The following is a 25724-nucleotide window of genomic DNA, read 5'->3' on the forward strand; positions in this document are numbered from 1 at the left end:
CGGTGCCCGTCGGTCAGACCGCGCTCGGCTGACGCTGTGGTTCGGCCGCCGCGGAGGACGCGCGGGACGAGCCGAAGATCCGGTCCAGCGCCCAGGGACCCGGGCCGGTGAAGACGATGAGCAGGAACGCCCAGCAGAACATGGCCGCCAGCTCGCCGCCGTTCTGGAGGGGCCACAGCTTCTGCGGCTGGTGCTCGTGGAAGTACGCGTAGGCCATCGAGCCGGAGGAGATGAACGCGGCGACGCGGGTGCCGAGGCCGAGCATCACCAGGGCGCCGCCGACGAGCTGGATCACCGCGGCGTACCAGCCGGGCCAGGTGCCCGCCTCGATGGTCTTGCCGGTGCCCATCGCGCCGCCCATCCAGCCGAGCAGCGACGAGGCGCCGTGGCAGAAGAAGAGCAGGCCGACGACGATCCGGAAGAGGGAGAGGGCGTACGGCCTGCCGGTGTCCAGCAGGCCGTCGAGTGAGCGGGGATTGGTGTCGGGAGACATGAGGGAATTGCTCCTTTTGTTCCTGGGGACGGAGAAACAACGGAGCGCCAGGTTAGGTTGCCCTCATCTTTTGTTGCAAGTTCAAGTTCCTGCCAATGTGGGGGCCCGGTACGGGCCTTCGGGGCCGTGTCGGGACCGCTCCTCAGAGCCCCACAGCGCACATCGGGGCGATGTTCCGGCGCGGCTCGGGTGTCGCCGCGAGGCGCAGTACGGCGCGCGCCACCGCGTCCGTGTCGCACAGGGTGACCGAATTCACGCCGGGGCGCGCCCCCGCCGCGGTCACCCAGTGGACGCCTTCCGTGGGCACTCCGACCGCGAACCGGCGCGGATGCGGCCGCCCCTGCGCGTCCACGATCCGGAAGGGGGCCGGGGTGACGTCCAGCCCGCCCGTCTCGTAGCCCTCCACCCGGTGCGGTCGGCACTGCCCGGAGCGCAGCAGTCCGCTCAGCAGCGCGTCGGCGGTGCGGCGCAGATCCGGTTCCGGCAGCCGCGCCTCGATCAGCGTCCGGGCGATGACCGAGGGGCCGGGGACGTGGGTCGAGCGGGCGGCGAAGCCGGGGCGAGCTGACGGCCCATCAGGTGCTTTGGCCGTGACGTCCAGACCTGGACCCAGGATCTCCAGCACCCCCGCCTCGATCAGCGCGGCCATCTCCTCGATCCGGCGGCGCGGCGGGCCGATCGACAGGAACGCGTTCAGCGGGGTGTACCAGCGGTCGAGGTGAGCCCGGCGCGAGACCCCGGAGAGCCCGGCGTGGTCGACGATCAGCCGCACCTCGTTCCGGAGGTCGCGCAGGACGTCGAGCGCGGCCTTGACCGGACCGGTCACATTGCCGAGCCGGGCGTGGGCCGCGTCCGCGCGCGCGTACGTCAGCAGCCAGCGCCGGAAGGCGTCACGCGTGGTGAAGTTTTGTTCACGGTGGGGCTGGGAGATCGTCTCCCAGCACCAGCGCCCGGTTGCCGGAATGCCGAATTCCAAGAGGACGGCGGCCTCTTCGGGGGACCCGGGCGAAGTGGCCAGAAAGTGACGTCGGAAGTGTGCCGGGACGCCCGCGCCTTGGCGGGACAGCAGGGCCTCGTAGTAGACGGTTTCGGCCTCCTTGGCCACCAGCGGCCACACCTCCGTGAGGAAGTCCGGCGGATCGCCGGAGTCCGCCCGCCTGCGGAAGCCTTCGAGGACGTCCGGGGTCAGCAGCAACGGGGTGTGACGGCCGTGCGCCCCCTTCGCGTTGTCGCCGCGGGCGTGGTACGGAATGCCGCGGCGGGAGCCCGCGTACAGCCGTGGCTCGCGGCCCGAGGGGTGGTAGACCAGACCGTCGGCCCCGGTGGTGTACGAACCGCCGCGGCCCTCGGTGAGCAGTGCCATGTGGTCGAAGAAGTTCAGCCCGAGGCCGCGGAGCAGGACGGGCTCCCCGGGCGCGATGGGCGACAAGTCGACATCGGCGGGATTGGCGGGCGGGTAGTAGCGCAGCCCGTACCGGGCCGCGTGGGCGCCGAGCCGCCGCTCCGTCTCGTCGGGGGTGCGGGGCAGATGGCCCTGGGCCAGGACGACGGCGCGCAGGCCGCCGAGGCGCGTGCCGTCGTCGAGGGTCAGGGTCTGGGTGCCGTCCGGCGCCTCCTCCAGGGCGATGGCGCGGGCCGGGTGCGGGCGGACGGTGACGGTGTCCGGGGCGGTGCGGACGACCTCGGCGAACACCCACTCCAGGTAGCGGCCGTAGAGGGCGCGGCTCGGATAGTCGTCGGGGTCGAGGGAGGGGGCGGGGGAGGGGGCCGGTGTGGGCGCGGCGGCGTGGCCGTGGCCGGTGGCCCATTCGTACAGGCTCGGCCCGGTGCGTATCGGCCCGTCGCACTCGACGCTCTCGTCGGTGAACAGGGTCACCTGCGAGGCGACGGTGTTCATCAGCAGCTCGCCCGGCTGGGCGGTCCGCCACACCCGCCCGGCGCCGGGCGGGGAGGGGTCCACGATGTGCACGGTCAGCCGGGCCCCCGGTGTCAGCTCCGGCGCGGAGGCGCAGAGGCGCTCCAGCACGCTGGTACCGCGGGGACCGGCCCCGACGATGGCTATGGCGTGGGGCTCTCCGGCCAAGGTATTACTCCCGGGGCAGATGTGGCGCAGGATCGCGCCCATCATGCCGTTCGCTCCGGGGGTTTCCACCCGCTGGGCAGAACGTCCGCCTCCGATGTGTTCCGTATCACGCGGTGGCCGCGGGCGCGTGCGGATGGGTCCTGTGGGGTGGGAGTGGCGTCGGTGTACGGCCCCACCGCCGGCTTCCGCCACTCCTTGGTCCAGACCATTGACAGGTACCTGTCGGGGCCGCTGTGATGAGTGCCCGTCAGCCTCTGAGAGGGCACCGGCATCCTCGGCGTCGCCCCGGTGCCAACCTGACCTGCTGAGCGCATTCCGACGGAGGAATCATGCGAAGATTTCTGATCGGGCTGGCCGCCGCGGCACTGGTGGTACTCGCCGCGCTGCTACCGAACGCGGGATCGGGCGCGGTCGCGACCGCGGCGAAGACGGTCCGTACCGGACCGGTCGCGGCAGCGAAGGCCGCTACCGCGAAAACGGCGAATCACACGGTCACCTTCGTCAACCGCACGGGAAGGAAGGTGTGGATCGGCAGCGCCGTCAATGCCGATGGCTCCCAGCAATTGAGCGATCTGCCCATTCTGGAATCCGGGCAGTCGGCGACCGTGACGATTCCGGAGAACTCGGCCGCCGGGCACTGGCGCGGAAAGTTCTTCGCCCGCATGGGGTGCACCGGAAACGCGGGCAGCACCTTCCACTGCCAGGTGGGCGACTGCGGAAAGTACGCCCAGCGGTGTGAACTGGGCGAGCAGCCCACCAGCCTCGCGGAGTTCAATTTCGACACCAAGGACACGCTGGCGCCCTGGTACAACGTGAGCTACGTCAACGCGTTCTCCCAGCCGGTCACCATCGCCCCCAACGACGCCGCCGGGGGCGGAGGGTGCGCCACCCAGGGGTGCACGCAGAACCTGCTGCCGTACTGCCCCGCCGCCAACCTCACGCGCTGGGCCGACGGCAAGCCGATGCTGTGCACCAACCCCAACCGGGACGCCAGGACCCCGTACAGCGACGCGATCTCCTCGCGCTGCCCCCGGGCGTACGCCTGGTCCAGGCAGGACCAGGAGCCCGGTAACCAGGTGATGCAGAACTGCGGGAAGTGCAGCGGATTCACCGTCACCTTCCACGCGGTCTCCTGATCGCGCGCTGGAGACGGAACCACACGAGCCACCACCGCAAGCGAAAGGGGCAGTGCCATGCGCAAGGGAACGCTGATCGCCCGAGGGACGGCCGGAGCCGTCGCGCTCTCCGCCGTGCTGGGTATGGCCACGTCGTCCACCGCGGCGACGAGCGACACCCCGCCGGCGGGCCAGAACTGCTGGGCCACCCACTACGGGTACATCCCCCCGGGTTCCTACACCGCCAGCGGTGAGATCTTCGACAACAACAAGGACACCGCGGCCACCTCGCTGAGCCGCAGCCCGCAGCTCCCGTTCGGGACCAAGGTGAAGGTCACCAATGTCGCGAACGGCAGATCGCTGGTCGTGCGCGTCAACGACCGCGGCACCTTCGGCTGGACGCCGTCCGTGCCCAAGTGTCTGGACCTGACCGACGGCGCGTACGGGCGGCTCGGTGGCGTCCTCAACCCCGACTCGGGTCACATCGTCGTCAAGGAGGAGATCGTCAGGTGAGGTTCTCGTCCGGCCAGGAGGCCCGCAGGGGGGTCGTCAGGTGGGGCTCGGGGTCCGAGGCCGCCTGATCCAGGCGCAGCCGCGCGGTGCGGCCCTGGAGCGTCAGGGTCATCAGCTGGTTGCCGAACCAGGGGCCGCCGGTCTTGCGCCAGCTCAGCCGGGGCACCGGGACGCGGCCGTGGTGGGTGAAGACGCGGCCCAGGGCGCGGCCCGCCCGGCTCCAGCCGAAGCGGAAGCCGAGGCGGATCGAGGCGTGGATGCTGTTGTGCACCGGGGAGCAGGTCAGCTGGCGGACCTCGCTGACCGGGCGGCGCGGCCAGCGGGACCAGTCCGGTTCGGCGATGTACGCGTGGTGGACATCGCCCGACAGGACGCTGATCGTGGCGGGCGCTTCGGGCCCCTCCCCGACCTCGGCGATCAGATCGGTCAGCGCGTCGAAGGACTCGGGGAAGGCGGCCCAGTGCTCCAGGTCGCCGCGCTGCCGCAGGTCCTCGCCGATCCGCGCCCAGCGCGCCCCGCGCCGGCCGCCGCACACCGAGGCGTTCCACGCCTCCACGTCGTGCACGAAGTGCGGCAGCAGCCAGGGCAGGGAGGTGCCGATCAGGAGGTGGTCGTACGTCCCGGCCCCGTCCAGGGCCTGCTGCCGCACCCAGGCCAGCTCCTTGTCCTCCACCATGGCCCGGGTGCCCTCGCCCAGCACCCGCGCGCCGCGCGTGTCGACCATCAGCAGCCGCACCGGGCCGAAGTCGCGGCGGTAGCTCCACCGGGTGTACGCGGGGTCGGCGTCGGCCCGGGCGGCGAAGGCCCGCAGCGCCTCCGTACCGTCCTCGGTGTCCCGCACCGCCGCGTACAGGCCGTCGGCGGCGAGTTCGGCGGGGGAGAGGTTGCCCAGGTGCTGGTGCACCCAGTACGACATCAGGCCGCTCAGGATGCGCTCGCGCCACCACGGGGTGGCGCGCATCCGGTTCAGCCACGCCTCGCTGGTGTTCCAGTCGTCTATCACGTCGTGATCGTCGAAGATCATGCAGCTGGGCACGGTGGACAGCAGCCACCGCACCTCGGGGTCGAGCCAGGACTCGTAGTACAGCCGCGTGTATTCCTCGTAGTCCGCGACCTGGTCGCCCGGCGGCTCCGACAGATCGCGGCGGGTGGCGAGCCAGCGGCGGGTCTCGGTGGACGTCTCGTCCGCGTACACCTGGTCGCCCAGCAGCACAAGCACATCGGGGCGCGGGGCGTCCGGCGAGGCGGCGAGGGTGTGCGCGAGGGTGTCCAGGGCGTCGGGACCCACCGGGTCGTGCGAGGCGTCGGACGGCGGCGCGGCCCACCGGCAGGAGCCGAAGGCGACCCGCACGGGCTCCGCGGGGCCGGAGGGGCCGGACACCTCCGGCGTACGGATCGTGGAATCCGGGAAGCGGGAGTCCGGCAGCGGCCACACCTGCTCGCCGTCCAGCAGCACCCGGTACGCCGTCTCGGCGCCCGGCCGCAGCCCGCCGACCGGGATCAGCGCGTAGTGATGCCCGGCGATCTGCCAGGTGCGGGCCGTGCCGCCCGCGCCGTCGGCGCAGCGCACCTCCGCCTCGCAGGGCCGGTCGGCCTCCACCCAGACGGTCGCGTCCGTCCCCGTCTCCCAGTCCACGTGCCGCAGCAGTGGTCCCAGGCGCAGCCCGGCCATCCGGCCCTCCTCCGTCGCTCCGCGTCCGTACCGTACGCGTCGTACGGTACGGAACGACGGAGGCGGCTTCGCGGTTCCGCCGGGTCAGCAGCCGTTCAGGATGCCGCTCAGCGCGGACTTCTCCGCCGAGTCGACGGTGAGCTTGTAGGTGTACTTCACCGAGACCCACATGCGCGCGTACATGCAGTGGTACGAGGCGAGCGGCGGCAGCCACTCGGCCGGGTCCTTGTCGCCCTTGGCCTGGTTGACGTTGTCCGTCACGGCTATCAGCTGCGAGTGGGTCAGGTCGTTGGCGAGCGCCTGGCGCTGCGCGGTGGTCCAGCCGCTGGCGCCGGACTTCCACGCCTCGGAGAGCGGAATGACGTGGTCGATGTCCACGTCGGAGGCGGCGGTCCAGGTCTCGCCGTCGTACGCGGACTTCCAGGTGCCGCTGGTGGCCGCGCAGCTGGAGTCGGTCTGGACGTTCGTGCCGTCGCGCTTGAGGACCACCTCCCGGGTGTTGCAGGAGCCGCTCTGGGTGATCCAGTGCGGGAACTTGTCCCGGCTGTAGCCGTCGGACGACCCCTCGGCCTTCACCGTCAGCCCGGCCAGCTGGGTGCGGGCGGTGGCGGCGCTCGGCGGGGTGGGCGGGGCCGCCTGAGCGGTCGGTCCGCTGAGCACCAGCGTGCCCAGCAGTCCGGCGAAGCCACCGAAGACGGCGGCGCGACGCGCGTAGACGCGCGGGCGATCGTGCATGTGCGACATGCGAACTCCCTAGGAGTGGGGGGTCGTTGGCCACGGCAACGGGGCCATCGTGGTGGCGCCGGGTGGACGTGGGGCAGGCGCCAGGTAACAGAGTGGCGACGCGGTCATGTCAACGCAAGGGGCTTCAGAAAGTGAAGGGGCGGGTGAGTGTGCCCCGGCGTCGCCGTCGCCCGCCGTTCCGGGGCCGTGTGCCGCCGTTCCACCCCCGGGGGAGGGCGTAGCGGAGGCGTCCCGTAGGCTGGTCGGCAGCAGAAGGGGAGTAGCTCCTCGCCGGACCGTCGACATACTGCCCGCCCCATGAGGTGCGGGCCGGCGCCCGGAGCGTACGAGGCACCGCCGGTCAGGTGGGCCGCGTACGCCAGCGAGACCTTCGGCCGCAGTGTCCGACGCTGCCGTGCCGAAGCGACCCCTCCCCAAGGGCCCCTCGGCGCGGCCCGACCCTATGAGGTATCCAGCCCGTGTTCAGCTTCACCGTCGCCGCCGTGGTCTTCGGCGTCGTCTTCCTCGCCGAGCTGCCCGACAAGACCGCCCTGGCCGGGCTGATGCTCGGCACCCGCTACCGCGCCTCGTACGTCTTCGCCGGCGTCGCCGCCGCCTTCGCCATCCACGTCGGGATCGCCATCGCGGCGGGCAGCGTGCTCGGCCTGCTGCCGCACCGCCTGCTGCAGGCGGTCGTCGGTGTGCTCTTCCTCGGTGGCGCGGCGATCCTGCTGCTGAAGAAGGACGACGGGGAGGAGGAGATCAGCAAGCCCGCCGACCAGTCCTTCTGGAAGGTCGCCGGGGCGGGCTTCTCGCTGATCCTGGTCGCCGAGTTCGGCGATCTCACCCAGATCATGACCGCCAACCTCGCCGCCCGCTACGACGATCCGCTGTCGGTCGGCGTGGGCGCGGTGCTGGCGCTGTGGGCGGTCGCGGGGCTGGGCATCCTGGGCGGCCGCACCCTGATGAAGCACGTACCGCTGCGGCTGATCACGAAGGTCGCGGCGCTGGTGATGCTGGCGCTGGGCGCCTTCAGCCTGTACGAGGCCGTGGCGGCGTGAGCCGCTGAGAGGCCTTCGAGGGGTGCGGGAGGCTTGAGGGGGTGTCGTGTGGATCAGGCCGGATCAGCGAGCGGCGTCTGGTGCAGGGGGCACCTCCCAGCGGTAGCTGGGGGAGCCTCGCAACCCGCGTGAGGAGAGCGCAGCGGCGCTGCGTGCGACGAGTGCGGGGCCGCGAGGTGCCGCCCGCCGCGGCAGCGGCTGATGTCACAGCGGCGTCGGGAGCCCGGCATGATCCACACGACACCCCTAGACCGGTCCGCACATCGGCGCCGCCGCCCGCGCCCCCGACACGCGAATCCGGCCGAGGGCGCTGAGGGAACGGGCCCGGGGCGGCGCGGCCTGAACGGCGGCCCCGGAGTAATACCTCTGTTCGACACGGGGAATCGGGCGGAAAAGGCTGCGAGGCCCGGAAACGCTTGGGAATAATCATCATGCGGGGGCCGGTGGGGGAAAGGGCGGGGCGACATGGTCAGGGTGCTGATCGCCGAAGACATGCATATGCTGCGCAAAGCGCTGGTCGCCCTGCTGGAATTCGAACCCGATATCGAGGTCGTGGCCGAATTCTCCAGCGGCGCCGATATTCTGCCGCGGGCCCGTCAGCTCCGCCCGGATGTCGCGATTCTCGACATCGACCTGCCCGGGGTGGACGGTCTGACCGCCGCCGCCGAGCTGCACACCGCCGTTCCCGAATGCCGGACCATGATGCTCACCAGCCTCGGCCGGCCCGGAAACCTGCGGCGCGCGCTCGCGGCCCATGTCGTCGGATTTCTGCTGAAGGACAGCAGCCCGGCGACCCTGTGCGATGCCATTCGCGCGGTCGCGCGGGGCGAGCGGGTCATCGACCCACAACTCGCCCTGGCCGCCCTGGACGACGGCCCGCAGCCGCTGACCCCGCGCGAACTGGAGGTGCTGCGGATGGCCTCCGAGGGTGAGGAGGCCGCCCGTATCGCGGCCCGGCTCTTTCTGTCGGTGGGGACGGTGCGCAATTACCTGACCTCCGCCGTCACCAAGCTCAACGCGCGCAACCGGGTCGACGCCATCCGGATCGCCCGCGAGGCGGGCTGGCTGTAGCGGACGCTAGAGGGAAAGCGGCCCGGCGTCACGCCGTCACGGCGGGGCCGAACTCCTCCTCCGTACCGCGCCCCCGCCCGTTCCTCGGCGCCTCCGCGGACACCTCCAGCTCGGCCCGCAGCTCGAACCAGCCGTCGGGCCGTACGTCCGCGTACAGCCGGCCGCCGAGCCCCGCCAGCCGCACCCGGAGGTTGCCGATCCCGCTGCCGCCCGCGGTCCCGGCGGACCCGGCTGCGCCGTCGGCACGCAGGAGGGTGGACGGCTTGCCCACCCCGTCGTTCACCAGCGTCAGCCGCACCGTGGGCCCGGCCCGCCGGGCCGTGATCGCGCAGTGCTCGGCCTTGCTGTGCCGCAGCACATTGGTCAGCCCCTCGCGCAACACGCTCGCCAGCACCGTGTCCACCCGCTCGGGCAGCGGCCCGCAGTCGATGTCCGCGGTGGCCCGGATGCCCGCCGCGGCCAGCATGGACCGGGCCGTCTCCGCCTCCGCGGACAGCGACATCTTGCGGTACCCCCGGGCCACCGCCCGGACGTCCGCCAACGCCTGACGGGACGTCTGCAGGATCTCGGCCAGCTCCTGCCGCACCCGGTCGTTCTGCCGGGGCACCAGCCGGTGCACCAGCTCGCATTTGAGGGTGATGGTGGAGAGGCTGAGGCCGAGCAGATCGTGCACGTCCCGGGAGAACCGCAGCCGCTCCTGCGCGACCGCCAGCCGGGCCAGCTCCGCGCGCGACCGGGAGACCTCGGCGACCAGCCCCGAGAGCCGGGAGAGCCCGAAGACCACCAGCCCGGTGATCGTGGTGGACACCGTGGTGTACGCGACCTTGTCCCAGCCGAACCCCACCTGGAACAGCAGCACATCGGTGATCACCAGGATCGCGGCGAACGTCGGCCAGGCCACCGCCGGGACCAGCACCAGCAGCGCGGAACCCGCCAGGAAGCCGGGCATGCCCAGCCACGCCTGCTCGAAGACGGCGAACGGCAGAAAGGTCAGCGTGGCCTGGAGCAGCAGCGTCCAGTGCCGGGCGGCGGCCATCCGGGGCACCAGACCGGGGAAGGAGTGCGTCAGCTGGATGCCCAGCAGCGCGGCCAGCACCGGCAGGATCTCCAGCATCCGCACCACCGCGTCCACCGCGCTCCCCGGCGGGAGCCCTTCGACCACGTACGTCACGGCGACGGAGAAGTACCCCAGGAGCACCACGACCGTGATCACCACGGCCAGGCGCGGTGCCAGGTCGTCGTGGTCGCGCGGCGGCTTTTTCCCGGCATCGTCGGGCAAGAGGCTCCCCTGCACTCGTCCTCCGGATGGTCGGGCCGGATTGGGCGGCTTGCCCGAGAGTATCCGATCTTTTGCGGGGAAGGAGGGGGTGCGGCGAAGGCTCATGGTGTACACAGAGTTACGGGTTGTCACCGACGATCACAGGAAGAATCACAGGAAAAGGGGAACGGGATTCAGGTCGCGGTACGCGGTCGGCCGCCGCAGCCGTCCCAGGGCCACCGGGACGTCGTAGAGCCGGCCGGGCGCGAACCGGGGCCAGTGCGGGCGCAGTCCGGGCACCAGCACCTTGGCCACGGGCAGCCCCACATCCGGCCGGGTCTGGTCCAGCACCAGCAGCTCCATCCCCCGCGCGCGGACCGCCTCCCGTACGGCGGCCAGGGCGTCACCGTCCGGGGGAGCGGCCACCGCGGGCGGCGGCGCCGCGTCCCGGCCGGGCGTCAGATAGGGCCGGCCGGCGGTGGTCGCGGTACGGAACCAGCGCAGCGCCACCGGGTCGGCCGCGCCGTAGCCGCCGCCGTCCGCGCGGGCCTCGACCACCGCGGGCAGCATCTGGTTCAGCTCGGCGAAGGCGTGGCACAGCGCGGTGTGCCGGTCGAAGTGGGCGCCGAAGCCCAGCGTGATGTCCTCCGCGGGCTTGTCGGTGCGGCGCGAGAGCGCGGCGACCACCGGGATGCCGAAGTCGGTGGTGAGGTCCAGCGCCCACACCTCGCGCCGCAGTCCGCCGTGGGCGCGGCGCACTTCGGCCAGCCACGGGTCGTCGAAGGCGTCCAGGGCGACCGCGGGCTGACGGGTGCGGTTGTACCACCACAGGGCGACCGCGTCCCGCTCCACCAGCTCCAGGAAGCCCCGTACGACGGCGTCGGCCAGGGTGGACCCGGCCGCCGCGCCGTTGGAGTCCGCCCGGCAGCAGCGCCGTCCCGGGGGCTGCGGGGCGTCGTAGTACAGCAGTGCGGTGGGCAGCAGCCGGTGCCGCTCGGCGGTGAGCGACCACACCGGCGTCCAGTCGAGTTCGGCGTCCTCGTCGAACGGGTCGGGGGGCCGGTGGCGCGCGGGCGCGGCCCGGTCCGTGAACGGCCGCGCGAACTGCCGTGGATGCACGAGCTGGACGGTGTCCGGATGCACCGCGTCCGCCGGGTCCAGCGCGCGGTAGCGGGCGCGCTGGCGCGGCTCGTCCCCCTGGAAGTGGCCGCTGTAGTGCTCGAGCGCCTCGCACAGGGCGCTCGCCCGGGCCTGTTCGGCGGTCCGCCCCTTGCCGTGGGCGGCGGCCCGCAGCCCGGCCCGCACCGCGTCCAGCCCGCCGGGAGAGGTGGCGTACGACGCGTACGAGGGGTGCCGGGCGTGGTAGCAGTTGAGGAAGGCCGGGCCGCGCGGGTCGCGGCGGATCTCGGTGACCAGCCCGGTGACGGGGTCGACGAGATGGCCGTACCGCTCCATGACGTCGCGCGGCGAGGCGGCGTCCTCGGGGTTGTTCACGCGGTCGTCGTGCGGCTTCCGCGGCGACGGCAGGGCCAGCGGCGCCCGTATCCGCTCCGCGACCAGCGCCGGATTCCCGCACCCGGGGCACTGCGGGCGGCGGGAGAGCGGATGGCGGTCCACCGTGGCGGTGAGGCTGTCCAGGGTGCACAGCGCCCGCTGCCCCGGATGCCGGTGCCCGGCCAGCCACTTGGCGGCCTCCAGCGCGGCCAGCTGGAGCGCGGCCGCGCGGCTCGCGGGCAGCGAGGCGGGCGGCCGTGGCACCGGCCCCGGGCGGCCCAGCCTGCGCTGGAGGTACGCCTCGGCCTGCCGCCCGCGCCAGAGCCGGTCGGCCAGACACGCCCAGCACGGGTCGTCGGGGGCGCCGAGGAACGGGCCGAGCCAGGCCCGGGTGCCCACCGGTTTGACGGGCAGCCAGCGGCGGCCCGCGGCGCGATGGGCGGCGTCGACCGCGGCGAGCCGCGGATCGAGGTAGTCGTCGCACACCACAAGGGTGAGTTCTGCGGCGCCGTGTTGACGGGGGCCGACTTGACGTACGGCCCATCGGCACTCCCGGCCCTGCGCGGCCGGGGCCGCCGCCCGGTCGTCCGGCTCCCCGTCCGCCGAGACCGCCGAGGTCGCCGCCCGCAGCCCCGCCGCCCGCAGCGCCCGGACGACTTCGGCGGGGTCGGCCGAACCGAGGATGACCGACGCCACGGAGGCGCCGGCCGGGCGGTCGGCCGGGCGTATGGAGCGGCCGTCGCCGCCGCCCAGCCCGGCCAGCTCCCAGTACGCCTCCTCGGGCCCGGGGGAGTGCGTGGGCTCCCGCTCGGACACCAGCCCGGCCGCCCGCAGCCGCGCGATGACCCGTTCGGCCTGCCCGGCGGGCACCGCGCCCGGCGGCCCGGGCGCGCGGGCCGCCTCGGTCAGGATGTGCGCGAGGTCCCGCGACCCGTCCAGCAGCGGCGCGAGCGCCGCGATCGCCCGCCCGTGCAGCGCGGTGACGCCGTGCTCGGAGACCAGGTAGACGGCCTCGCCCGGCACCGGTTCGACCCGCAGGTGCGGGGTGAAGCCCAGTTCGCCCGCCATGTGTCCCCGTCCCTCATTCCCCGCTGAACGTGCAGATGCAGATGCGCGGCGCGACGGTCGGCCACGCGGCGTCGGTCAGGTCCTCGATGACCAGGTCGTCCGGGTCGGAGTCCGGAACGGCCGGGGGGCCGCCGTCGGCCGCCTCCCCGCCGACCGGGAGCCATCCGGCGGTGCCGGGCAGGGACCGCGTGGGTTGCGGGGGGATGGAGGCTTCCGTCATCACAGGCTCTCCTCGGGGTGGGAGGCGGTCGTGGACCGGGGGCCGCGGCGAGGCCGCCGCCGCGGGCCAGTGCCGCCGTCATCGCCAGGGTGTGAATTTGTCATGGGTCGAACTCCCAGGACTCATACCGACTTCGGTATTCCGGCACTGGTCGAATGCACCGCTCACCCGCGAGTCTTTTCTGTGCCTCGATGGCACGGCCGCGCGGCCAGGAGGCACCTGACGGACCGTTGACGGAGGTACAGGACCATGGACATCAAGGTGTTGGGGCCGCTGAGCGTCGAGGCGTGCGGTCAGTCGATCGTGCCCAGCGCGGGCAAGCCGCGGCAGATCCTTGCACTGCTTTCCGTCTACGCCAACCAGATGCTGCCGGTGCCCACTCTTATGGAGGAAATCTGGGGCACGCAGATGCCGCGCAGTGCGCCCACCACCTTGCAGACCTACATCCTTCAGCTCCGCCGCAGGCTGGCCGCCGCTTACGGCCCCCAGGCGCCGCAGGCTTCGAAGGACGTGCTGGCCACCCGGTACGGCGGCTATGTCCTGGAGGCGCAGCCGGGCGCGGTCGACATCCATGAGTACGACCGGCTGGTGGCCGCCGGGCGCGACGCGCTCGACGCCGGGGACGATGTCGAGGCGTCCCTGCTGCTGCGCGAGGCGCTCGCGGTCTGGCGCGGTCCGGCGCTGGTGGATGTGCGGGTCGGTCCGGTCCTGGAGATCGAGCTGGCCCGGCTGGAGGAGAGCCGCCTCGGCGTCCTGGAGCGCCGGATCGAGGCCGACCTGCGGCTCGGCCGCCACGCCGAGCTGCTGACCGAGCTGACCGAGCTGACCGCCCGCCATCCGCTGCACGAGGGGCTGCACGCCCAGTGCATGGCCGCGCTGTACCGGGCGGGCCGCCCCTGGCAGGCGCTGGAGGTCTACCAGGGGCTGCGCACCCGGCTCGTCGAGGACCTGGGGCTTGAGCCGTCGCCGCGGCTGCAGAAGCTCCAGCAGGCGGTGCTCGCCTCCGACCCCGCGCTCGACCTCGACCTGGAGGGGCACTGGCGCCGGCCGGTGCTCGACCTGTTCGCCGCCTGACCCGCCGCCCCGAGACGGTCCGTCCGACGCCCTGCCCCGCTCGACCGCCCGACCCGCCGCACAGGTCCCGTCACCTCCCCTGGGCCCGCCCGGCGACCCTCCCCCCAACGCCCGGCGCCGCCCTTCAGCCGGGTCTGCTACGGCTCCGCTGCCCGATCCCCCCGCGCGGGCAAGCGGAGCCGTAGTGCATTTCCCGTCGGCCGGTCCGATACGCCGCCCGTTCCGTGCTCCGCCTTGTCCCGTCCGCCGTCCGCCGTCCGCCGTCCGCCGTCCGCCGTCCGTCCGTACCCCGCCCGTCCGACACCAGCCGAGGGGGCGCCTTGCGCATCGTCGATCTGTCCACACCGGTGGACGCCCCCGTGCCCTGCGGCGCCACCGGTGCGTACGGAGCCTCGCGCGTCATCGACCGGATGCCGCGCGAATGGTTCCCGCGCCCGGCGCACGTCCTGGACATCACATGCGCCGGCCCGGACACCCGCACCGCCGGGGTCGAGGACATCGAGAAGGCGCTCGCCCGGACCGGCTGCCGTCCGCGCCCGAGGGACATCGTCCTGCTGTACACCGGCGCCGCCTGCTGGGCCGGTACCCCCCGCTACTTCACCGACTTCACCGGCCTCGACGGCCCCGCCACCGACTACCTCCTCGACCTGGGGGTCCGAGTGATCGGCACCGACGCCTTCAGCCTCGACGCCCCCTTCCACGACATGATCCGCCGCTACCACGCCACCGGCGACCGGTCGGCGCTGTGGCCCGCGCACTTCGCGGGCCGCCGCCGGGAGTACCGCCAGATCGAGCGGCTGGCGCGGCTGGACACCCTGCCGCCCACGGGGTTCCGGGTCGCCTGCTTCCCCGTGCGGACGGCGGGTGCGGGCGCGGGCTGGACCCGCGCGGTGGCCCTGCTCGACGAGGTGTGAGTCCGGTGGTGACGGCGCATCAGGAAGTCGACACCGAGGTCTGTGTGGTCGGCGGCGGCCCGGCCGGTCTCGTCCTGGCGCTGCTGATGCTGCGCTCCGGGGCGCGGGTGACGGTGCTGGAGCGAGCCCGCGCGCACGAGCGGGAGTCCCGTGGCGAGATCCTGCAGCCCGGCGCGCTGGCGCTGCTGGACGAGTTGGGGGTGCTCGCCGGGGCGCGGGCGCGCGGCGCCCAGGAGCTCGACCGGTTCCGGCTGTTCGAGGGAGACCGGATGCTGCTGGAGGCCGACTACCGGCTCCTGCCCGCCCCGTACGACCATCTGCTGTCCCTGCCCCGGACGCATCTGCTGGACGAACTCCTCGCCCACTGCCGCCGCCGGCCCGGATTCCGCTATCTGCCCGGCCGGAGGGTCGGCGGTCTGGTGTGGCGGGACGGGCGGATCGCCGGGGTCACCGCCGACGGCCCGGCGGGCCGCTGCACCGTGCGGGCCCGCGCCGTGGTCGGCGCGGACGGCCGCTACTCCCGGGTCCGGCGGCTGGCCGGAATCGGCGCGGGCCGCACCGAGGCGCTTCACCAGGTGCTGCTGTGGTGCACCCTCAGGGCGGGCGGCGCGGACGCCCCGCCGCTCCGCGAGGTGCGGGTGTTCCGCACCGGGGACGGCCCGGTGGTGGTCTACGGTTCCTGGCCGGACCGCGTCCAGCTGGGCTGGACGCTGCCGCAGCACGGCCACCGCGCCCTCACCGCGCTCGGCCCGGACCGGATCAGGGAGCGGCTCGCGCGTGCCGTGCCGCCGTACGCCACGGCCATCCGCGAACAGGTCCGGGCCCTGGGCGACCTCCGGCTGCTGGACATCTTCTCGGCCCGCGCCCGGCGCTGGGTGGACGACGGGCTGGTGCTGATCGGCGACGCCGCCCACACCCACGGCCCGATCGCCGCCCAGGGCATCACCCTCGCCATCCAGGACGCGGTGGTGCTGCACCCCGTGCTGGCCGGCGCGCTGGCCGCGGGTGACCTCGGCGCGGACCGCCTCGCCGCCTTCGAGGGGCGCCGGGGGCCCGAGGTCGCGGCCGTCATAAGGATGCAGACCCGGCAGAGCCGGGCCCTGCTCTCGGGCGGCGCGTTCGCCACCCGTGTGCGCCCCCACCTCGCGCGGGCGCTGCGCCACACCCCACTGCACCGCGTGATGCTGCAACGCATCGCGTTCGGCGGCCCGTCGATCCGCGTCATGGACGCCAGGGTGTGCGGGCGCCCATGAGCGGGCGGCGCGCGGCGGCCGCCGGTGGCGGGTCGAGGCGGCCTCAAGTCACGGCGGCGACCATGGCGTTCTCATGAGAACGACCGCCTGGTACGACCGCGAGGAGGTGCCGATGGTGCCGAGGGTGTCAGACGCAGCCGGGCCGTCCGTCGTGGTGCTGGGCGGCACCGGCTCCCTGGGCGGCGCGGTCCGGCGCGCGTTCGAGGCCGTGGGCGCCCGGGTGCTGGTGGTCTCCCGCCGGGAGCCGGAGCCCGGTGAGCCCGTCTCCTGGGCCGGGCTGGACCTCACCCGCGCTCCGTCCGGACAGCTGGCCGCCGTCCTCGCCGGGGCCGCGGCCGACATCGTGGTGAACGCGGCCGGGCTCACCCACGGCAGCACCGAGGAGGAGCTGTCCGCGGCCAACGCCGGGGTGGTGCGCACCCTGGTGGAGGCCGCCGCGGCGCTGCCGTACCGGCCCCGGCTGGTGCAGCTGGGCACCGTCCACGAGTACGGTCCGGTGTGTCGCGGCGTCGGCATCACCGAGGACCTGCCGCCCGCGCCGGTCAGCGCGTACGGCCGCACTAAGCTGCTCGGCGCGCAGACCCTGCTGCGCGCCACCCGGGCCGGTGCGGTGGACGGCACGGTGCTGCGGATCGCCCATCTCTTCGGCCCCGGCGCGCCCCGCGCCGGCCTCCTGGGCACCGTCGCCCGCCATCTGGCCTCCCACCGCCCCGGCCCGCTGCGCCTGGAACCGCTGGAGGGGCGCTGGGACTTCGTGGACATCCGTGATGTCGCCGCCGCGGCCCTCGCGGCGGCGACGGCGCCCCGGGTGAGCGGACAGGTGGTCAACATCGGCTGCGGCCAGGCGCTCGGCGTGCGGCGGCTGGTGGAGCGGATGATCGTCCTCAGCGGGCTCGGCGTGCCGCTGGTGGAGGAGCCGGGCACCGGTGACCACCCCGCGGGCCCCGCCTGGCAGCGGGTGGACATCTCCCGGGCCCGGCTGCTGCTGGGCTGGCGGCCGCGGTTCGGCACGGTCCGGTCGCTGCGCGACCAGCTGGCCGAGGCGGGGGCGCCGGACCGCGTGGTGGTGGCGCGCCCATGATGGACCTCGGCCTGGACGGGCGCACGGTCCTGGTCACCGGCGCCACCGGTGTCGTGGGCCGGGCCGCCGCCCGCGCCTTCGCTGCGCAGGGCGCGCGGGTGGCGCTGGCCTTCCGCAACCGCCGCGAGGCCGCCGAGGAGCTGGCCGCCGAGCTGGCGGGCCCGGACGGCAACCAGGCCTTCGCCGTGCCGTACGCGTTGGAGGACTCCGCGTCGCCGCGCTGGGTCGTGGCCGCCGTCGAGGAGCGCTGGGGCGCGCTCGACGTCCTGGTGGCGAACGCCTGGCGGCGGGGCGCGCGATGCGATCCGCGCGCCCGTTTCGAGGACATTCCCGAGGGGGACTGGCTGCCGGTCGTCGCCGACAGCCTGGCCCCGGTGATCCGCACGGTGCAGTGCGCCGTCGTCGGGATGCGGGAGCGCGGCTGGGGCCGGATCGCGCTGGTGTCCTCGCGCCGGGTGCCCGACGAGTTCCACGGCGCGGCCGAGGCCGGGCTGCAGGGCCTGGCCCGCGGCCTGAGCGGGCAGGTGGCGGCGGACGGCGTGCTGGTCAACGCGGTGTGCCCGGAGGGCGCGCCCTCGGTGGCCGGGGCCGCCGCCCGGACCCTGCTGTTCCTCTGCTCGGCGGCCAACACCCAGCTCACCGGCCACGCCCTCACGCTCACAGGCGGCTGACCGGGGAGGGATCGTGCGCGTCCTGTTCACGACCTGGGCCCCGGGCGGGCATCTGGTCGCGCTGGTGCCGCTCGCCCGGGCCTTCCTCGCGGCGGGGCACCAGGTGCGGGTCGCGGTCCCGGGCGGCTGCGCGGCGGCGGTCGCCCGGGCCGGGCTGATGCCGGTGCCCGCCGGGGTGCTGCCCCGCGCGCTCGGCATGCCACCGTCCGTGGCGCGCGGCGCGCGCGGCGTCTGGCCCGCGGACTGGCCGGTGCGGCCCACGGTGCTCGGCCCGGAGCAGCACGGGGCGCTGCGCGCCCTCGGGGACCGGTGGGTGGCCATCGCCGAGGCGATGGCCCAGGGTCTGGTGGCCTACGCCCGCTGCTGGCAGCCGGAGCTGGTGGTGCACGACGCGAGCACGTACGCGGGCACGGTGGCCGCTGCGGCGCTGGGCGTGCCCGCGGTCGGCCAGCTGTGGGGGAGCACGGCGCTGCTGCGCCTGGACCGGCAGCGGCTGTCCGGGCCGCCGCTGCCCGGTCTGGCCCGCCTGATGCGGCGTTACGGCGCGGATCCGGCGCGCGAACCGGAGCTGTGGCTCGATCCCTGCCCGCCGAGCCTGGCGCTGCCCTCGCCGGAGCGGCGGCTTCCGGTGCGGTTCGTCCCGTACGAGCCGCCGCACGAGTCGCCGCGCGGCGGGGCGTACGAGGGGGCGTACGACGCGGCGGGCGATTCCTCGTACGATCCGGTCCGCCCCGGGCCGGGCACCGGGCCCACCCGGATCTGCGCCGTGTGGGAGGACCCCGCGGGCCCGCCCGAAGCCGTCCGGGCGGCGCTGCGGGCGGCCGAGGCGCGGGGGGTGGAGGTCGTCCGGCTGGGCGGCGCCGCCGAGGGGCGGCCGCCCGCCGGACCGCTGCACCGGATGCTGCCGGGCTGCCGCGCGGTGCTCCACCAGGGCGGCGGGGCCGCCGTGCTGGCCGCCGCCGTGGCCGGGGTGCCGCAGCTGATCGTCGCGCCCCGGCCCGAGCAGCGGCTCAACGGTGCGCGGGTGGCCCTCACGGGCGCCGGGGCGCACACCTCCGCCGACCTCCTCGCCGGTTCGCCCCGCACCGCCCGGGCGGCCGGTGCCCAGCTGGCCCGGGACCTCTTCGCGCTGCTGGAGCAGCCCTCGTACGTGGTCGCGGCCCGAGCGCTGCGGGAGGAGGCCCGGTCGATGCCCGGCCCGGAGGCGGCGGTGGTGCGGCTGACCACCCGCCCGGAGGACATACGAAAGGCCCCTCACGCGTGGTGAGAGGCCTTCCGTATGTCGGTGCGCCGCCAGGGACTCGAACCCCGGACCCGCTGATTAAGAGTCAGCTGCTCTAACCAACTGAGCTAGCGGCGCCTGCTGACGTAGAAGACCTTAGCACCCGGGTCAGGCGAAGTGAAAATCGATGTCCTTCGGCCCGCTGTCCGCCCGGATTCCGCCCGCCCTCAGCCCGGAAACAGGGCAGGTGCGCTGGTCACAGCCGTGTCGTCGGCGTCCGTGCCGACCGGGGCGCGCAGCGTGCGGGCCGCCCGTACACAGGCCCACAGCAGCGCCTCGGGGCCGGGCAGCCAGGGGCTGCGGACGTCGGGGGCGACGAGCCAGCGGGGCGAGGGGGCGTCGTACGAGGCGATCTCCGCCGGGGGCTCGGGCTCCCCCGGGCCGGGGTCCAGGGGGTACAGGGGCGGCACGGTGACCGTGTCCCCCCAGCCGTAGCAGAGCAGCGGTGGTGCCGTGCCGCTCCACTCTTCCCAGCCGAGCAGCGCGGGCAGCCGCTGGGCCGCGCCGGGGGTGGCGAACAGCATGACCCGGCCGCCCTGGGCGGCCACCGGACCCGTGCCGGGGCCGTCGGTCCATAACCGGCTGACCACCCGGCGCCCGAAGAGCGGGTCCATGCTGACGACGTCGAACGCGGTGCCGCACGGCAGCGGGACCGAGGCCGCCGGATCCTCCGCCCAGAGCGCGTGGACGCCGCGGGGGGACCGGCTGGCGGAGGCGAGCCAGTCGGCACCGGCCGGGGTGACGTAGGAGGCGGTGTGAAGTGAGTCCCGAGGCGTTCTGCTCATGTTTCTACAATTACCGTCAGCGGGGGAGGTGTCGGGGGATGCGGCAAAACCGGGACATGGCGCGGGGCGATGGGGTACCTTCCGCTCGCATATGCCCCCGGCGCGTGATCGCGGCAGGACGCCGCCCGATCATGGGGGTTTCTCGTGCCGAGTACGCCCATCAGTCCGGCAGCTCGCCGCTTTGTATCAGTTCGCGACCGAACTCGATCATCTTTTTGGCGTAGTCCTCGGTCCACTCCGCCCGCTCGGCGATCACGGCGGGGGTCAGCCGGTCGAACCGTCTGGGATCGGCGAGCTGCGCGGCCGCCATCGCCTGGAACTCCATGGCCCGGTCCGTCGCCGCGCGGAAGGCGAGCACCAGCTCGGTCGAGCGGGTGAGCAGCTCGCGGGGGTCCTCGATCGACTCCAGGTCGAAGAAGTGCGCCTCGTCCTTGACGGCGGCGGCCGGTTCGAAGAGCAGCGCGGCCGGTTTCATTCGCCGTGGCGCGGCGCTGTGCGGGCCTTGAGCCGCATCCGGCTCGGGCATGTGATCTCTCCTCCTGGGTCGTGAGACACGTTCGGTTCGCGGTGCGTCCTGTTCCCATTGTCGCGCGAGGGGCAAGACCGCCGCCCCCACCAGGGGTGTCTCCCCACCGGCCCCTCCTCCGAACCCAGCGCCGGGGCCCGGACCCCGGCCGACGGCCAGGAGGTCCCTAGGACCGCCAGGAGACGCGGTGTTCGGCCAGGTGCGACAGGACCGCGTGGTTCGCCTCCCATCCGTCCGGGAACTTCACCGTCACGCCCAGCTGCACGGGCTCCGTCGACGGATGCTCGTCCAGCAGCTCCGCCACCCCCGCCCGGCACACCACCACGCACGCGTGCCGGTGGCGCGAGGCCAGCACGCACAGCCGGCCCGTCTCCAGGTGGAAGGCGGTCGCGTCGGGGCGGCCGGACAGCGGGTGGAGCACCACCGTCAGATCGAACTCACGTCCCTGGAGTCGGTTCGCCGTATCCACGGTGACGCCCGACACCCCCAGCCCCGCCAGCGCCGCCCGCACGGCCGCCGCCTGGTCGCGGTGCGCGGTGCCGACGGCGATCCGGTCGGCCGTCAGCGGCACCGGCTCGTCGGCGCGCTCGCTGACCGCCGCGCCGCCCCGGTCCAGCGTCCGCCGGACCACCTGGGCCACGGCCGCCACCGCCTCCGGGTCGGTGCGCGGCGTACGGCGGGCCGGAAGCTCCAGCAGCCCCCACCCCGCGACGGCGGCTTCGTCCAGCACCCGGTCCGGCCCCGAACCGTCCGAGGGCACCCCGAAGCTCAGCCGCCGGTCGCCGTGGCCGGTGCCGCTGCGGAACGGCGTGTACGGATAGAACGCGTCCGAGACCAGCGGCGCGGCCGACGCGGGCAGCCGCCAGGACACCGGCAGCCGGTGCTGCGGAAGCCGCGGGTTGTGCGCCAGGAGCGTGGTCACCGCGCTCGCCGACGGGTCGTACGACAGCCCCGCCCACTGATCGGCGCCGACCACGCTGAACGGGTCCAGCTGCCCGGGGTCGCCGACGAACAGCGCCCGCTCGAAGAGCCCCGCGACGGCCAGCAGCGCGTCCGAGCGCATCTGGTACGCCTCGTCCACGATCGCGTGGCTCCACGGCTCGACGTTCTTGACGTGCGCCCATTTCGCGGCCGTGGACACCACGATGCCGAGCCCGGCCAGGTCGGCGACCTTCGCGGAGCAGCGCACCGCCGGATGGTCGTCGAGCACGGGGTCGTACGGATGCGGATCGCTGCTGTGCAACCGGCCGACCGGAAGGTCCGGGTCCGCCGTGGCGAGCCGGTCCACCAGGTCGTCCACCTGCGCGTTGGTCTGCGCGACCACCATCAGTGGCCGCCCGGCGGCGGCCAGCTCCCGGGCCGCCCGGACGACCAGCGTCGACTTGCCCGCACCGGGCGGGGAGTCCACGACGACACCGCGGTGCGTGCCGTGCAGCGTGTCGTGCAGGATCGCGTCGGTCGCGCGCGCGGCCGCGGCCGACGGGTCGAACGGCTCGCTCCTCCCCGTACGGGCCGCCCGGTCCGTGGCGATCACAGGTAGTCCTCCTCGGTCACGGGGTCGGGGGCCTGATCGGGAGCGGCGGCGTCCGGCGGGCCGCCGTGGGTCCAGGGCGTGCTCTCCGGGCCGGGCAGCTCGGGCCCACCCCGGGGCGCGTGCTCGAACAGCGTCCAGCACACCCGGTCGCCCGGCTCGGGCACCGAACCCGGCTCCGGCTCCTTGCCCCGGCCCATCCCGCCGGTCAGCCGGACCACCAGCACTCCCGGGGCGTCCTCCCCGGCGAACTCCCCGGTCTGCGTCCGGCCGTCGTCCATCAGCCGGTACAGCTTCATCCGCTCCGCCAGATGCGGACGGTCCTCGGTGCGCACCGTCACCAGCGGCCTCGGCCGCGGCACCTTCGCCTCCGACCAGGCCATCTCCACCTCGGTGACCTCGCCCGCGAACGCCTCCCCGGGCAGCCGCCGCCCCGCCATGACCAGCGGATCGTCCAGCGCCTCCTGCGCGTCCAGCTGGGCCTGCGCCGTCTCGCGCGCCGCGAGCTTCTGCGCCGCCGTCACCGCGTCGTCCCGCTTCGGCTGGGGCGGTTCACCGGCCCGCAGCCGGTCCCGGTGGGCCGTGTACGACCAGCGGTCCCGCTTCCAGCGGTCCGCCACCCGCGCCCCCTCCGGCAGCTCCCGCAGCAGATCCACGCCCCGCCACAGCGCGTCCCAGGTGGGGCGCAGCTGGGAGGCGATCAGCTCGCGCAGCTCCGCCTCGGCCACCCGCAGCCGTGCTTCCCCTCCGGCCACGCCGCCGGTCACCTCGGACCGCGCCGCGTCGTACCGGGACATCGCCGGGGCCAGCAGCCTGTTGTCGAACGCCGGATCGGTGGCGGGGCCCGCGGGCGGGTGGAGCAGCTGCCCGTCCCCGTCCCGCGCCGACTCGGTGTGCAGCGCCGCCTCCGCGCCCGGGACGCCCTCCGGCGGATCGATCCAGGCCAGCAGCGACCCCAGGTGCTGATCCTCCAGGTTGCTCTGCCCGGTCGCCCAGTGGCGGCCCAGCAGCTCGGTCAGCGACAGCAGCAGCGAGGATCCGGGCACCCGGGACCGCTCCCCGTAGTGCGTCAGCCACCGGCCGAGCAGCGGTACGCGCGCGGGCGCCGGAAACGGCGTCTCCGGGTCCTGCTCGGCGGTGCGCCGGAACCGCATCGACCGCCCCAGGAGCCGTACGAACGCCACGCCCGCGCCGCTGGGCACCAGCAGCTGCGGCGCGTCCGCACACAGCTCGACCTGGACCGGCACCTTCTTCCCGGTCTCCGGATCGGTCTCCTTGCGCTCCTCGAACTCGACGTCGTCCCCGTACCCCTCCAGATACGGCAGCATCTCCTCCGCCAGCTCGGAGAGGAACGCGAACCGCAGATCACGGTTGCGCGGCTGCGAGACGACCAGCAGCCGCGGCGCGTCCCGGTCGGTGCCCACCAGCGCCCCGAGCGGCGCGCCCGTCTCGCCCGCGGTGGTCAGCGGGACGAACGCCAGCGGGCGCCGCGACAGATGCCGGTGCCGCACCGTGGCGACGGGCCGCGCCCGGCCCTCCCGGACGGCCTCCATCCGGGCCAGCGTGGTGATCAGCGACATACCGCCTCCGCAGGTCCCGGGGCGAGGGCCAGGGCCTCGGCGCGCAGCGCCGCCGCGCGCCGCAGGGTGTCCACGGCCGGGTCGCCGGTCGGCGCCGGGTCGTCCCCGCCCTCCAGGGCGGCCGCGAGCACGGCCTCCACCGTGGTCAGCCCGCCCAGCTCGCCCCGGACGCCGCGCCCCAGCGACTCGACGGCGCCGGTCGCCCGGGCCCGCGCCCGGCAGTGGAGGGCCAGCTCACAGGTGGACAGGCACTCGGGCGCGTACGCCGCGTCCACCGACTCGACCGCGGCGGTCAGTTCCTCGACGGGCCGGGTCGGGGTCCGGCCGTCCTCGGTGAGCCGCAGGTCGAAGGTGGTGCCCTCGGGGAGGGCGGCGGCGATCTCCTCGATCCGGGTGAGCCGGCCCAGCTGCCGCCGGGTCACGGCCAGCTGCTTGCGCACATCGACCAGCTCGGCGGTCGGCAGGTTGGAGAAGTCCTTGGGGCAGACCAGCAGCACCTCGTGCCGCACCCGGGCCGGGACGCCGTCCTCCTTGCCCTCCGGGCCCTCCGTGACCTCCCCGAGGTGCGCCGCGACCCGCTCGAGGGCCAGGGCGTAGACGGCCGACTGCCGGGCCGCCGCGCCGACCTTGGCGGGGTCGGCGGCGCCGTCCACCATGGGGAAGGACTTGATCTCGATGACCGTCCAGGAGCCGTCGGGGTGCACCACGACCGCGTCCGGCTCCAGGAAGGCGGGGGAGCCCGCGACGTCCAGGCTCACCATCGGATGGTCGAGCAGCGCCCACCGCCCGGCCGCCGTGGCCTCCCGCAGCGCCAGCGCCGTACGGGCCGTGCGCCCCTGGGGACCGGCCGCCGTCAGATCGGGGGTCGCGGTGGTGTCCGGGTCGGGCGCGGTCGAACCGTCGGCCAGCCGCTCGTGCAGCAGCCGCATGAGCAGCGCGCCGCGGTCGGCCTTGACCCGGGCCTCGAAGGTGTTGCCGCGCTGGTGCGCGAACTGGGACTGGCCGAAGGGCGCGGGAGCCCCGAGCGCCCGCGCGAGCGCGCCCTTGTCGACCCCGGCGCCGTCGAGCAACGCGCGGCGGCGGCAGCCGGGGTTGGCCGCCAGCGCGGCCAGCGCGCGGGCGTCCATCGGGTGCGGAACGGCGGACGGGCCGCGCAGCTCAGCGAGCCGGTGCCGCAGCGCTGTCGGAGCCGCTGCCGCCCGCGCCGGTGCCCCGGGCGCGGCCGGCACCGGCACCGGCTTGCCGTCCGAGGCCGTCGCCGCCATCCGTACGTTGCCTGTCCGCGCCCCTGCCCTGCTGTCGGGGGATCCGTTCCCGTTCACGGGCCGAAGTTTCGCACTTGTCACTGACATTCGCGGCCGCGCCGGCGTTTCCGACCGGGTTCCCGGCGGTGATTCCGGCGGCGCCCGCCTCGGTGGAGACGTCCGTGGAGACGTCCGTGGAGGTGTCGGCCGTACGGGCCGCGGCGCCGGTCGCGGTGGCGGCGCGGGCCGGGCGGAAGCGCTCGCGGACGGTGTCCGCGAGCCGCAGCGCGGGCCGGGTCAGCAGCGCCCCGACCCCCACGGCGGCGGCGCCGGCGGCCGCGTCGAGGAAGTAGTGGTTCGCGGTGCCCATCACCACGAGGGCGATGACCAGTGGATAGACCACGGCGGCGATCTTCGACCACACCGAGCGCCCCTGCCACCACAGCGCTATGCCGCACCACAGCGCCCAGCCCACATGGAGGCTCGGCATCGCCGCGTACTGGTTGGTGAGCCCGCCCATGCCGCGCGGCGCGCTCGCCTCACCGCCCCACCAGCCGTACGAGCTGTACTGGGCCATCGTGTCGACGAAGCCCTGGCTCGCCTCCAGCAGCCGCGGCGGGCAGGTCGGCACCACGACGAATCCGATCAGTCCGATCATCGTGGTGATCAGCAGCCAGGTGCGGGCGAAGCGGTAGTCCGCGGACCGGCCGCGCTTCCACAGCCACACCAGGACCGCGGGGGTGGCCGCGTAGTGCAGCGACGCGTACACGAAGTCGGCCGGTATGCCTATCCAGGCGTGGCTGGTGAACACGTCGTTGAGCGGCGACTCGAAGTCGATGTTGAACCGCCGCTCGAAACGGAGGATGGCCAGGCCGTGTTCGACGGCCGTGGACACATCGCCTTGGCCCAGAAGCCGACCGCCCGCGTACGCGAGGTACACCACCGCGATCAGCGGCAGCTCGGTCCACCAACGGGGCCGACTGCCCAGTGTCATTCCGGCACGGGGCGCGGT

General features: G+C 74.3%; 22 protein-coding genes, 1 tRNA gene and 1 pseudogene. 10 read left to right on the forward strand and 14 right to left on the reverse strand.

All coding sequences use genetic code 11. The features are described 5' to 3' along the window. Window positions 1-13: 13 nt before the first annotated feature. Together ABZ562_RS06005 and ABZ562_RS06010 are read right to left on the reverse strand one after the other, a co-directional pair. Window positions 14-493: a DoxX family protein gene (locus ABZ562_RS06005; protein WP_361474678.1), complete on the reverse strand. Its 480-nt coding sequence runs from the start codon at window positions 491-493 to the stop codon at window positions 14-16. Window positions 494-635: 142 nt separating this feature from the next. Then, window positions 636-2618 (reverse strand): FAD/NAD(P)-binding protein, encoded by a 1983-nt coding sequence (locus tag ABZ562_RS06010; protein WP_361474966.1) that lies wholly within the window; start codon window positions 2616-2618, stop codon window positions 636-638. Window positions 2619-2905: 287 nt separating this feature from the next. Between ABZ562_RS06010 and ABZ562_RS06015 the strand changes: the two genes are divergently transcribed. Continuing rightward, window positions 2906-3712, forward strand: a complete 807-nt coding sequence (locus tag ABZ562_RS06015) for a thaumatin family protein (RefSeq protein WP_361474680.1) — start codon at window positions 2906-2908, stop codon at window positions 3710-3712. Window positions 3713-3769: 57 nt separating this feature from the next. Further along, window positions 3770-4204 (forward strand): septal ring lytic transglycosylase RlpA family protein, encoded by a 435-nt coding sequence (locus ABZ562_RS06020; protein WP_361474682.1) that lies wholly within the window; start codon window positions 3770-3772, stop codon window positions 4202-4204. On the opposite strand, the gene ABZ562_RS06025 is transcribed toward ABZ562_RS06020, so the two are convergent. After that, a complete protein-coding gene (locus ABZ562_RS06025; RefSeq protein WP_361474684.1) occupies window positions 4197-5876 on the reverse strand; it encodes an alkaline phosphatase D family protein in 1680 nt (559 codons plus the stop codon). The genes ABZ562_RS06020 and ABZ562_RS06025 overlap by 8 nt on opposite strands. An 84-nt stretch (window positions 5877-5960) precedes the next feature. Next, entirely contained in the window at window positions 5961-6611 is a 651-nt protein-coding gene (locus ABZ562_RS06030) for an HNH endonuclease family protein (protein WP_361474968.1), read from the reverse strand. 467 nt (window positions 6612-7078) lie between these two features. On the opposite strand from ABZ562_RS06030, the gene ABZ562_RS06035 reads away from it, so the two are divergent. Both ABZ562_RS06035 and ABZ562_RS06040 read left to right on the forward strand, forming a co-directional pair. Then, on the forward strand, window positions 7079-7660 hold the full coding sequence (locus ABZ562_RS06035; RefSeq protein WP_361474686.1) for a TMEM165/GDT1 family protein: 582 nt from the start codon (window positions 7079-7081) through the stop codon (window positions 7658-7660). A 465-nt stretch (window positions 7661-8125) separates the two neighbouring features. Then, window positions 8126-8731 carry a response regulator transcription factor gene (locus ABZ562_RS06040; protein WP_361474688.1) on the forward strand — a complete coding sequence of 202 codons (606 nt, stop codon included), beginning with the start codon at window positions 8126-8128 and terminating at the stop codon, window positions 8729-8731. Window positions 8732-8759: 28 nt separating this feature from the next. Here ABZ562_RS06040 and ABZ562_RS06045 read toward each other — a convergent pair whose 3' ends face one another. The 3 genes from ABZ562_RS06045 to ABZ562_RS06055 form a co-directional block, all read right to left on the reverse strand. Further along, complete coding sequence (locus ABZ562_RS06045) at window positions 8760-10010, reverse strand: histidine kinase (RefSeq protein ID WP_361474690.1); 1251 nt, start codon at window positions 10008-10010, stop codon at window positions 8760-8762. Between the two features lie 150 nt (window positions 10011-10160). Continuing rightward, window positions 10161-12551, reverse strand: a complete 2391-nt coding sequence (locus tag ABZ562_RS06050) for a TOMM precursor leader peptide-binding protein (protein WP_361474692.1) — start codon at window positions 12549-12551, stop codon at window positions 10161-10163. Window positions 12552-12564: 13 nt separating this feature from the next. Then, entirely contained in the window at window positions 12565-12771 is a 207-nt protein-coding gene (locus ABZ562_RS06055) for a hypothetical protein (protein WP_361474694.1), read from the reverse strand. 249 nt (window positions 12772-13020) lie between these two features. Between ABZ562_RS06055 and ABZ562_RS06060 the strand changes: the two genes are divergently transcribed. From ABZ562_RS06060 to ABZ562_RS06085, 6 genes and pseudogenes are all read left to right on the forward strand, one after another. After that, entirely contained in the window at window positions 13021-13845 is an 825-nt protein-coding gene (locus ABZ562_RS06060) for an AfsR/SARP family transcriptional regulator (protein WP_361474696.1), read from the forward strand. A gap of 341 nt (window positions 13846-14186) precedes the next feature. After that, window positions 14187-14759, forward strand: a pseudogene (locus ABZ562_RS06065) (cyclase family protein); the annotation flags it as partial. Between the two features lie 8 nt (window positions 14760-14767). Then, complete coding sequence (locus ABZ562_RS06070; RefSeq protein WP_361474698.1) at window positions 14768-16012, forward strand: FAD-dependent monooxygenase; 1245 nt, start codon at window positions 14768-14770, stop codon at window positions 16010-16012. A 73-nt stretch (window positions 16013-16085) separates the two neighbouring features. Then, window positions 16086-17093: an NAD(P)-dependent oxidoreductase gene (locus ABZ562_RS06075; protein WP_361474700.1), complete on the forward strand. Its 1008-nt coding sequence runs from the start codon at window positions 16086-16088 to the stop codon at window positions 17091-17093. Further along, complete coding sequence (locus ABZ562_RS06080; RefSeq protein ID WP_234357026.1) at window positions 17090-17764, forward strand: SDR family NAD(P)-dependent oxidoreductase; 675 nt, start codon at window positions 17090-17092, stop codon at window positions 17762-17764. Before ABZ562_RS06075 ends, ABZ562_RS06080 begins: the two co-directional genes overlap by 4 nt. A gap of 13 nt (window positions 17765-17777) precedes the next feature. Then, on the forward strand, window positions 17778-19031 hold the full coding sequence (locus ABZ562_RS06085) for a nucleotide disphospho-sugar-binding domain-containing protein (protein WP_361474702.1): 1254 nt from the start codon (window positions 17778-17780) through the stop codon (window positions 19029-19031). Between the two features lie 19 nt (window positions 19032-19050). Here the strand turns inward: ABZ562_RS06085 and ABZ562_RS06090 are convergent. From ABZ562_RS06090 to ABZ562_RS06120, 7 genes are all read right to left on the reverse strand, one after another. Then, window positions 19051-19124, reverse strand: a tRNA-Lys gene (locus tag ABZ562_RS06090). A gap of 89 nt (window positions 19125-19213) precedes the next feature. Then, a complete protein-coding gene (locus ABZ562_RS06095) occupies window positions 19214-19831 on the reverse strand; it encodes a bifunctional DNA primase/polymerase (RefSeq protein ID WP_361474704.1) in 618 nt (205 codons plus the stop codon). 160 nt (window positions 19832-19991) lie between these two features. Then, window positions 19992-20357, reverse strand: a complete 366-nt coding sequence (locus tag ABZ562_RS06100; protein WP_361474706.1) for a hypothetical protein — start codon at window positions 20355-20357, stop codon at window positions 19992-19994. A gap of 166 nt (window positions 20358-20523) precedes the next feature. Continuing rightward, on the reverse strand, window positions 20524-21891 hold the full coding sequence (locus ABZ562_RS06105) for an AAA family ATPase (protein WP_361474708.1): 1368 nt from the start codon (window positions 21889-21891) through the stop codon (window positions 20524-20526). Then, window positions 21888-23468, reverse strand: a complete 1581-nt coding sequence (locus ABZ562_RS06110) for a hypothetical protein (RefSeq protein WP_361474710.1) — start codon at window positions 23466-23468, stop codon at window positions 21888-21890. The genes ABZ562_RS06105 and ABZ562_RS06110 overlap by 4 nt, the downstream gene beginning before the upstream one ends. Next, window positions 23459-24595: a hypothetical protein gene (locus tag ABZ562_RS06115; RefSeq protein ID WP_361474970.1), complete on the reverse strand. Its 1137-nt coding sequence runs from the start codon at window positions 24593-24595 to the stop codon at window positions 23459-23461. Before ABZ562_RS06115 ends, ABZ562_RS06110 begins: the two co-directional genes overlap by 10 nt. A 31-nt stretch (window positions 24596-24626) precedes the next feature. After that, window positions 24627-25706, reverse strand: coding sequence for a phosphatase PAP2 family protein (locus ABZ562_RS06120; RefSeq protein WP_361474712.1), 1080 nt, complete (start codon window positions 25704-25706; stop codon window positions 24627-24629). Window positions 25707-25724 lie beyond the last annotated feature (18 nt).

This window comes from Streptomyces sp. NPDC019937 (assembly GCF_040631655.1).
Classification (GTDB): Bacteria; Actinomycetota; Actinomycetes; order Streptomycetales; family Streptomycetaceae; genus Streptomyces.

Excerpts from the sequence above, each read along its gene's own strand:
- ABZ562_RS06005 (WP_361474678.1), bottom strand. The coding sequence starts at position 493 with ATGTCTCCCGACACCAATCCCCGCTCACTCGACGGCCTGCTGGACACC.
- ABZ562_RS06010 (WP_361474966.1), bottom strand. The coding sequence starts at position 2,618 with ATGGGCGCGATCCTGCGCCACATCTGCCCCGGGAGTAATACCTTGGCC.
- ABZ562_RS06015 (WP_361474680.1), top strand. The coding sequence starts at position 2,906 with ATGCGAAGATTTCTGATCGGGCTGGCCGCCGCGGCACTGGTGGTACTC.
- ABZ562_RS06020 (WP_361474682.1), top strand. The coding sequence starts at position 3,770 with ATGCGCAAGGGAACGCTGATCGCCCGAGGGACGGCCGGAGCCGTCGCG.
- ABZ562_RS06025 (WP_361474684.1), bottom strand. The coding sequence starts at position 5,876 with ATGGCCGGGCTGCGCCTGGGACCACTGCTGCGGCACGTGGACTGGGAG.
- ABZ562_RS06030 (WP_361474968.1), bottom strand. The coding sequence starts at position 6,611 with ATGCACGATCGCCCGCGCGTCTACGCGCGTCGCGCCGCCGTCTTCGGT.
- ABZ562_RS06040 (WP_361474688.1), top strand. The coding sequence starts at position 8,126 with ATGGTCAGGGTGCTGATCGCCGAAGACATGCATATGCTGCGCAAAGCG.
- ABZ562_RS06050 (WP_361474692.1), bottom strand. The coding sequence starts at position 12,551 with ATGGCGGGCGAACTGGGCTTCACCCCGCACCTGCGGGTCGAACCGGTG.
- ABZ562_RS06055 (WP_361474694.1), bottom strand. The coding sequence starts at position 12,771 with ATGACGGAAGCCTCCATCCCCCCGCAACCCACGCGGTCCCTGCCCGGC.
- ABZ562_RS06060 (WP_361474696.1), top strand. The coding sequence starts at position 13,021 with ATGGACATCAAGGTGTTGGGGCCGCTGAGCGTCGAGGCGTGCGGTCAG.
- ABZ562_RS06075 (WP_361474700.1), top strand. The coding sequence starts at position 16,086 with ATGAGAACGACCGCCTGGTACGACCGCGAGGAGGTGCCGATGGTGCCG.
- ABZ562_RS06080 (WP_234357026.1), top strand. The coding sequence starts at position 17,090 with ATGATGGACCTCGGCCTGGACGGGCGCACGGTCCTGGTCACCGGCGCC.
- ABZ562_RS06095 (WP_361474704.1), bottom strand. The coding sequence starts at position 19,831 with ATGAGCAGAACGCCTCGGGACTCACTTCACACCGCCTCCTACGTCACC.
- ABZ562_RS06100 (WP_361474706.1), bottom strand. The coding sequence starts at position 20,357 with ATGCCCGAGCCGGATGCGGCTCAAGGCCCGCACAGCGCCGCGCCACGG.
- ABZ562_RS06110 (WP_361474710.1), bottom strand. The coding sequence starts at position 23,468 with ATGTCGCTGATCACCACGCTGGCCCGGATGGAGGCCGTCCGGGAGGGC.
- ABZ562_RS06115 (WP_361474970.1), bottom strand. The coding sequence starts at position 24,595 with ATGGACGCCCGCGCGCTGGCCGCGCTGGCGGCCAACCCCGGCTGCCGC.
- ABZ562_RS06120 (WP_361474712.1), bottom strand. The coding sequence starts at position 25,706 with ATGACACTGGGCAGTCGGCCCCGTTGGTGGACCGAGCTGCCGCTGATC.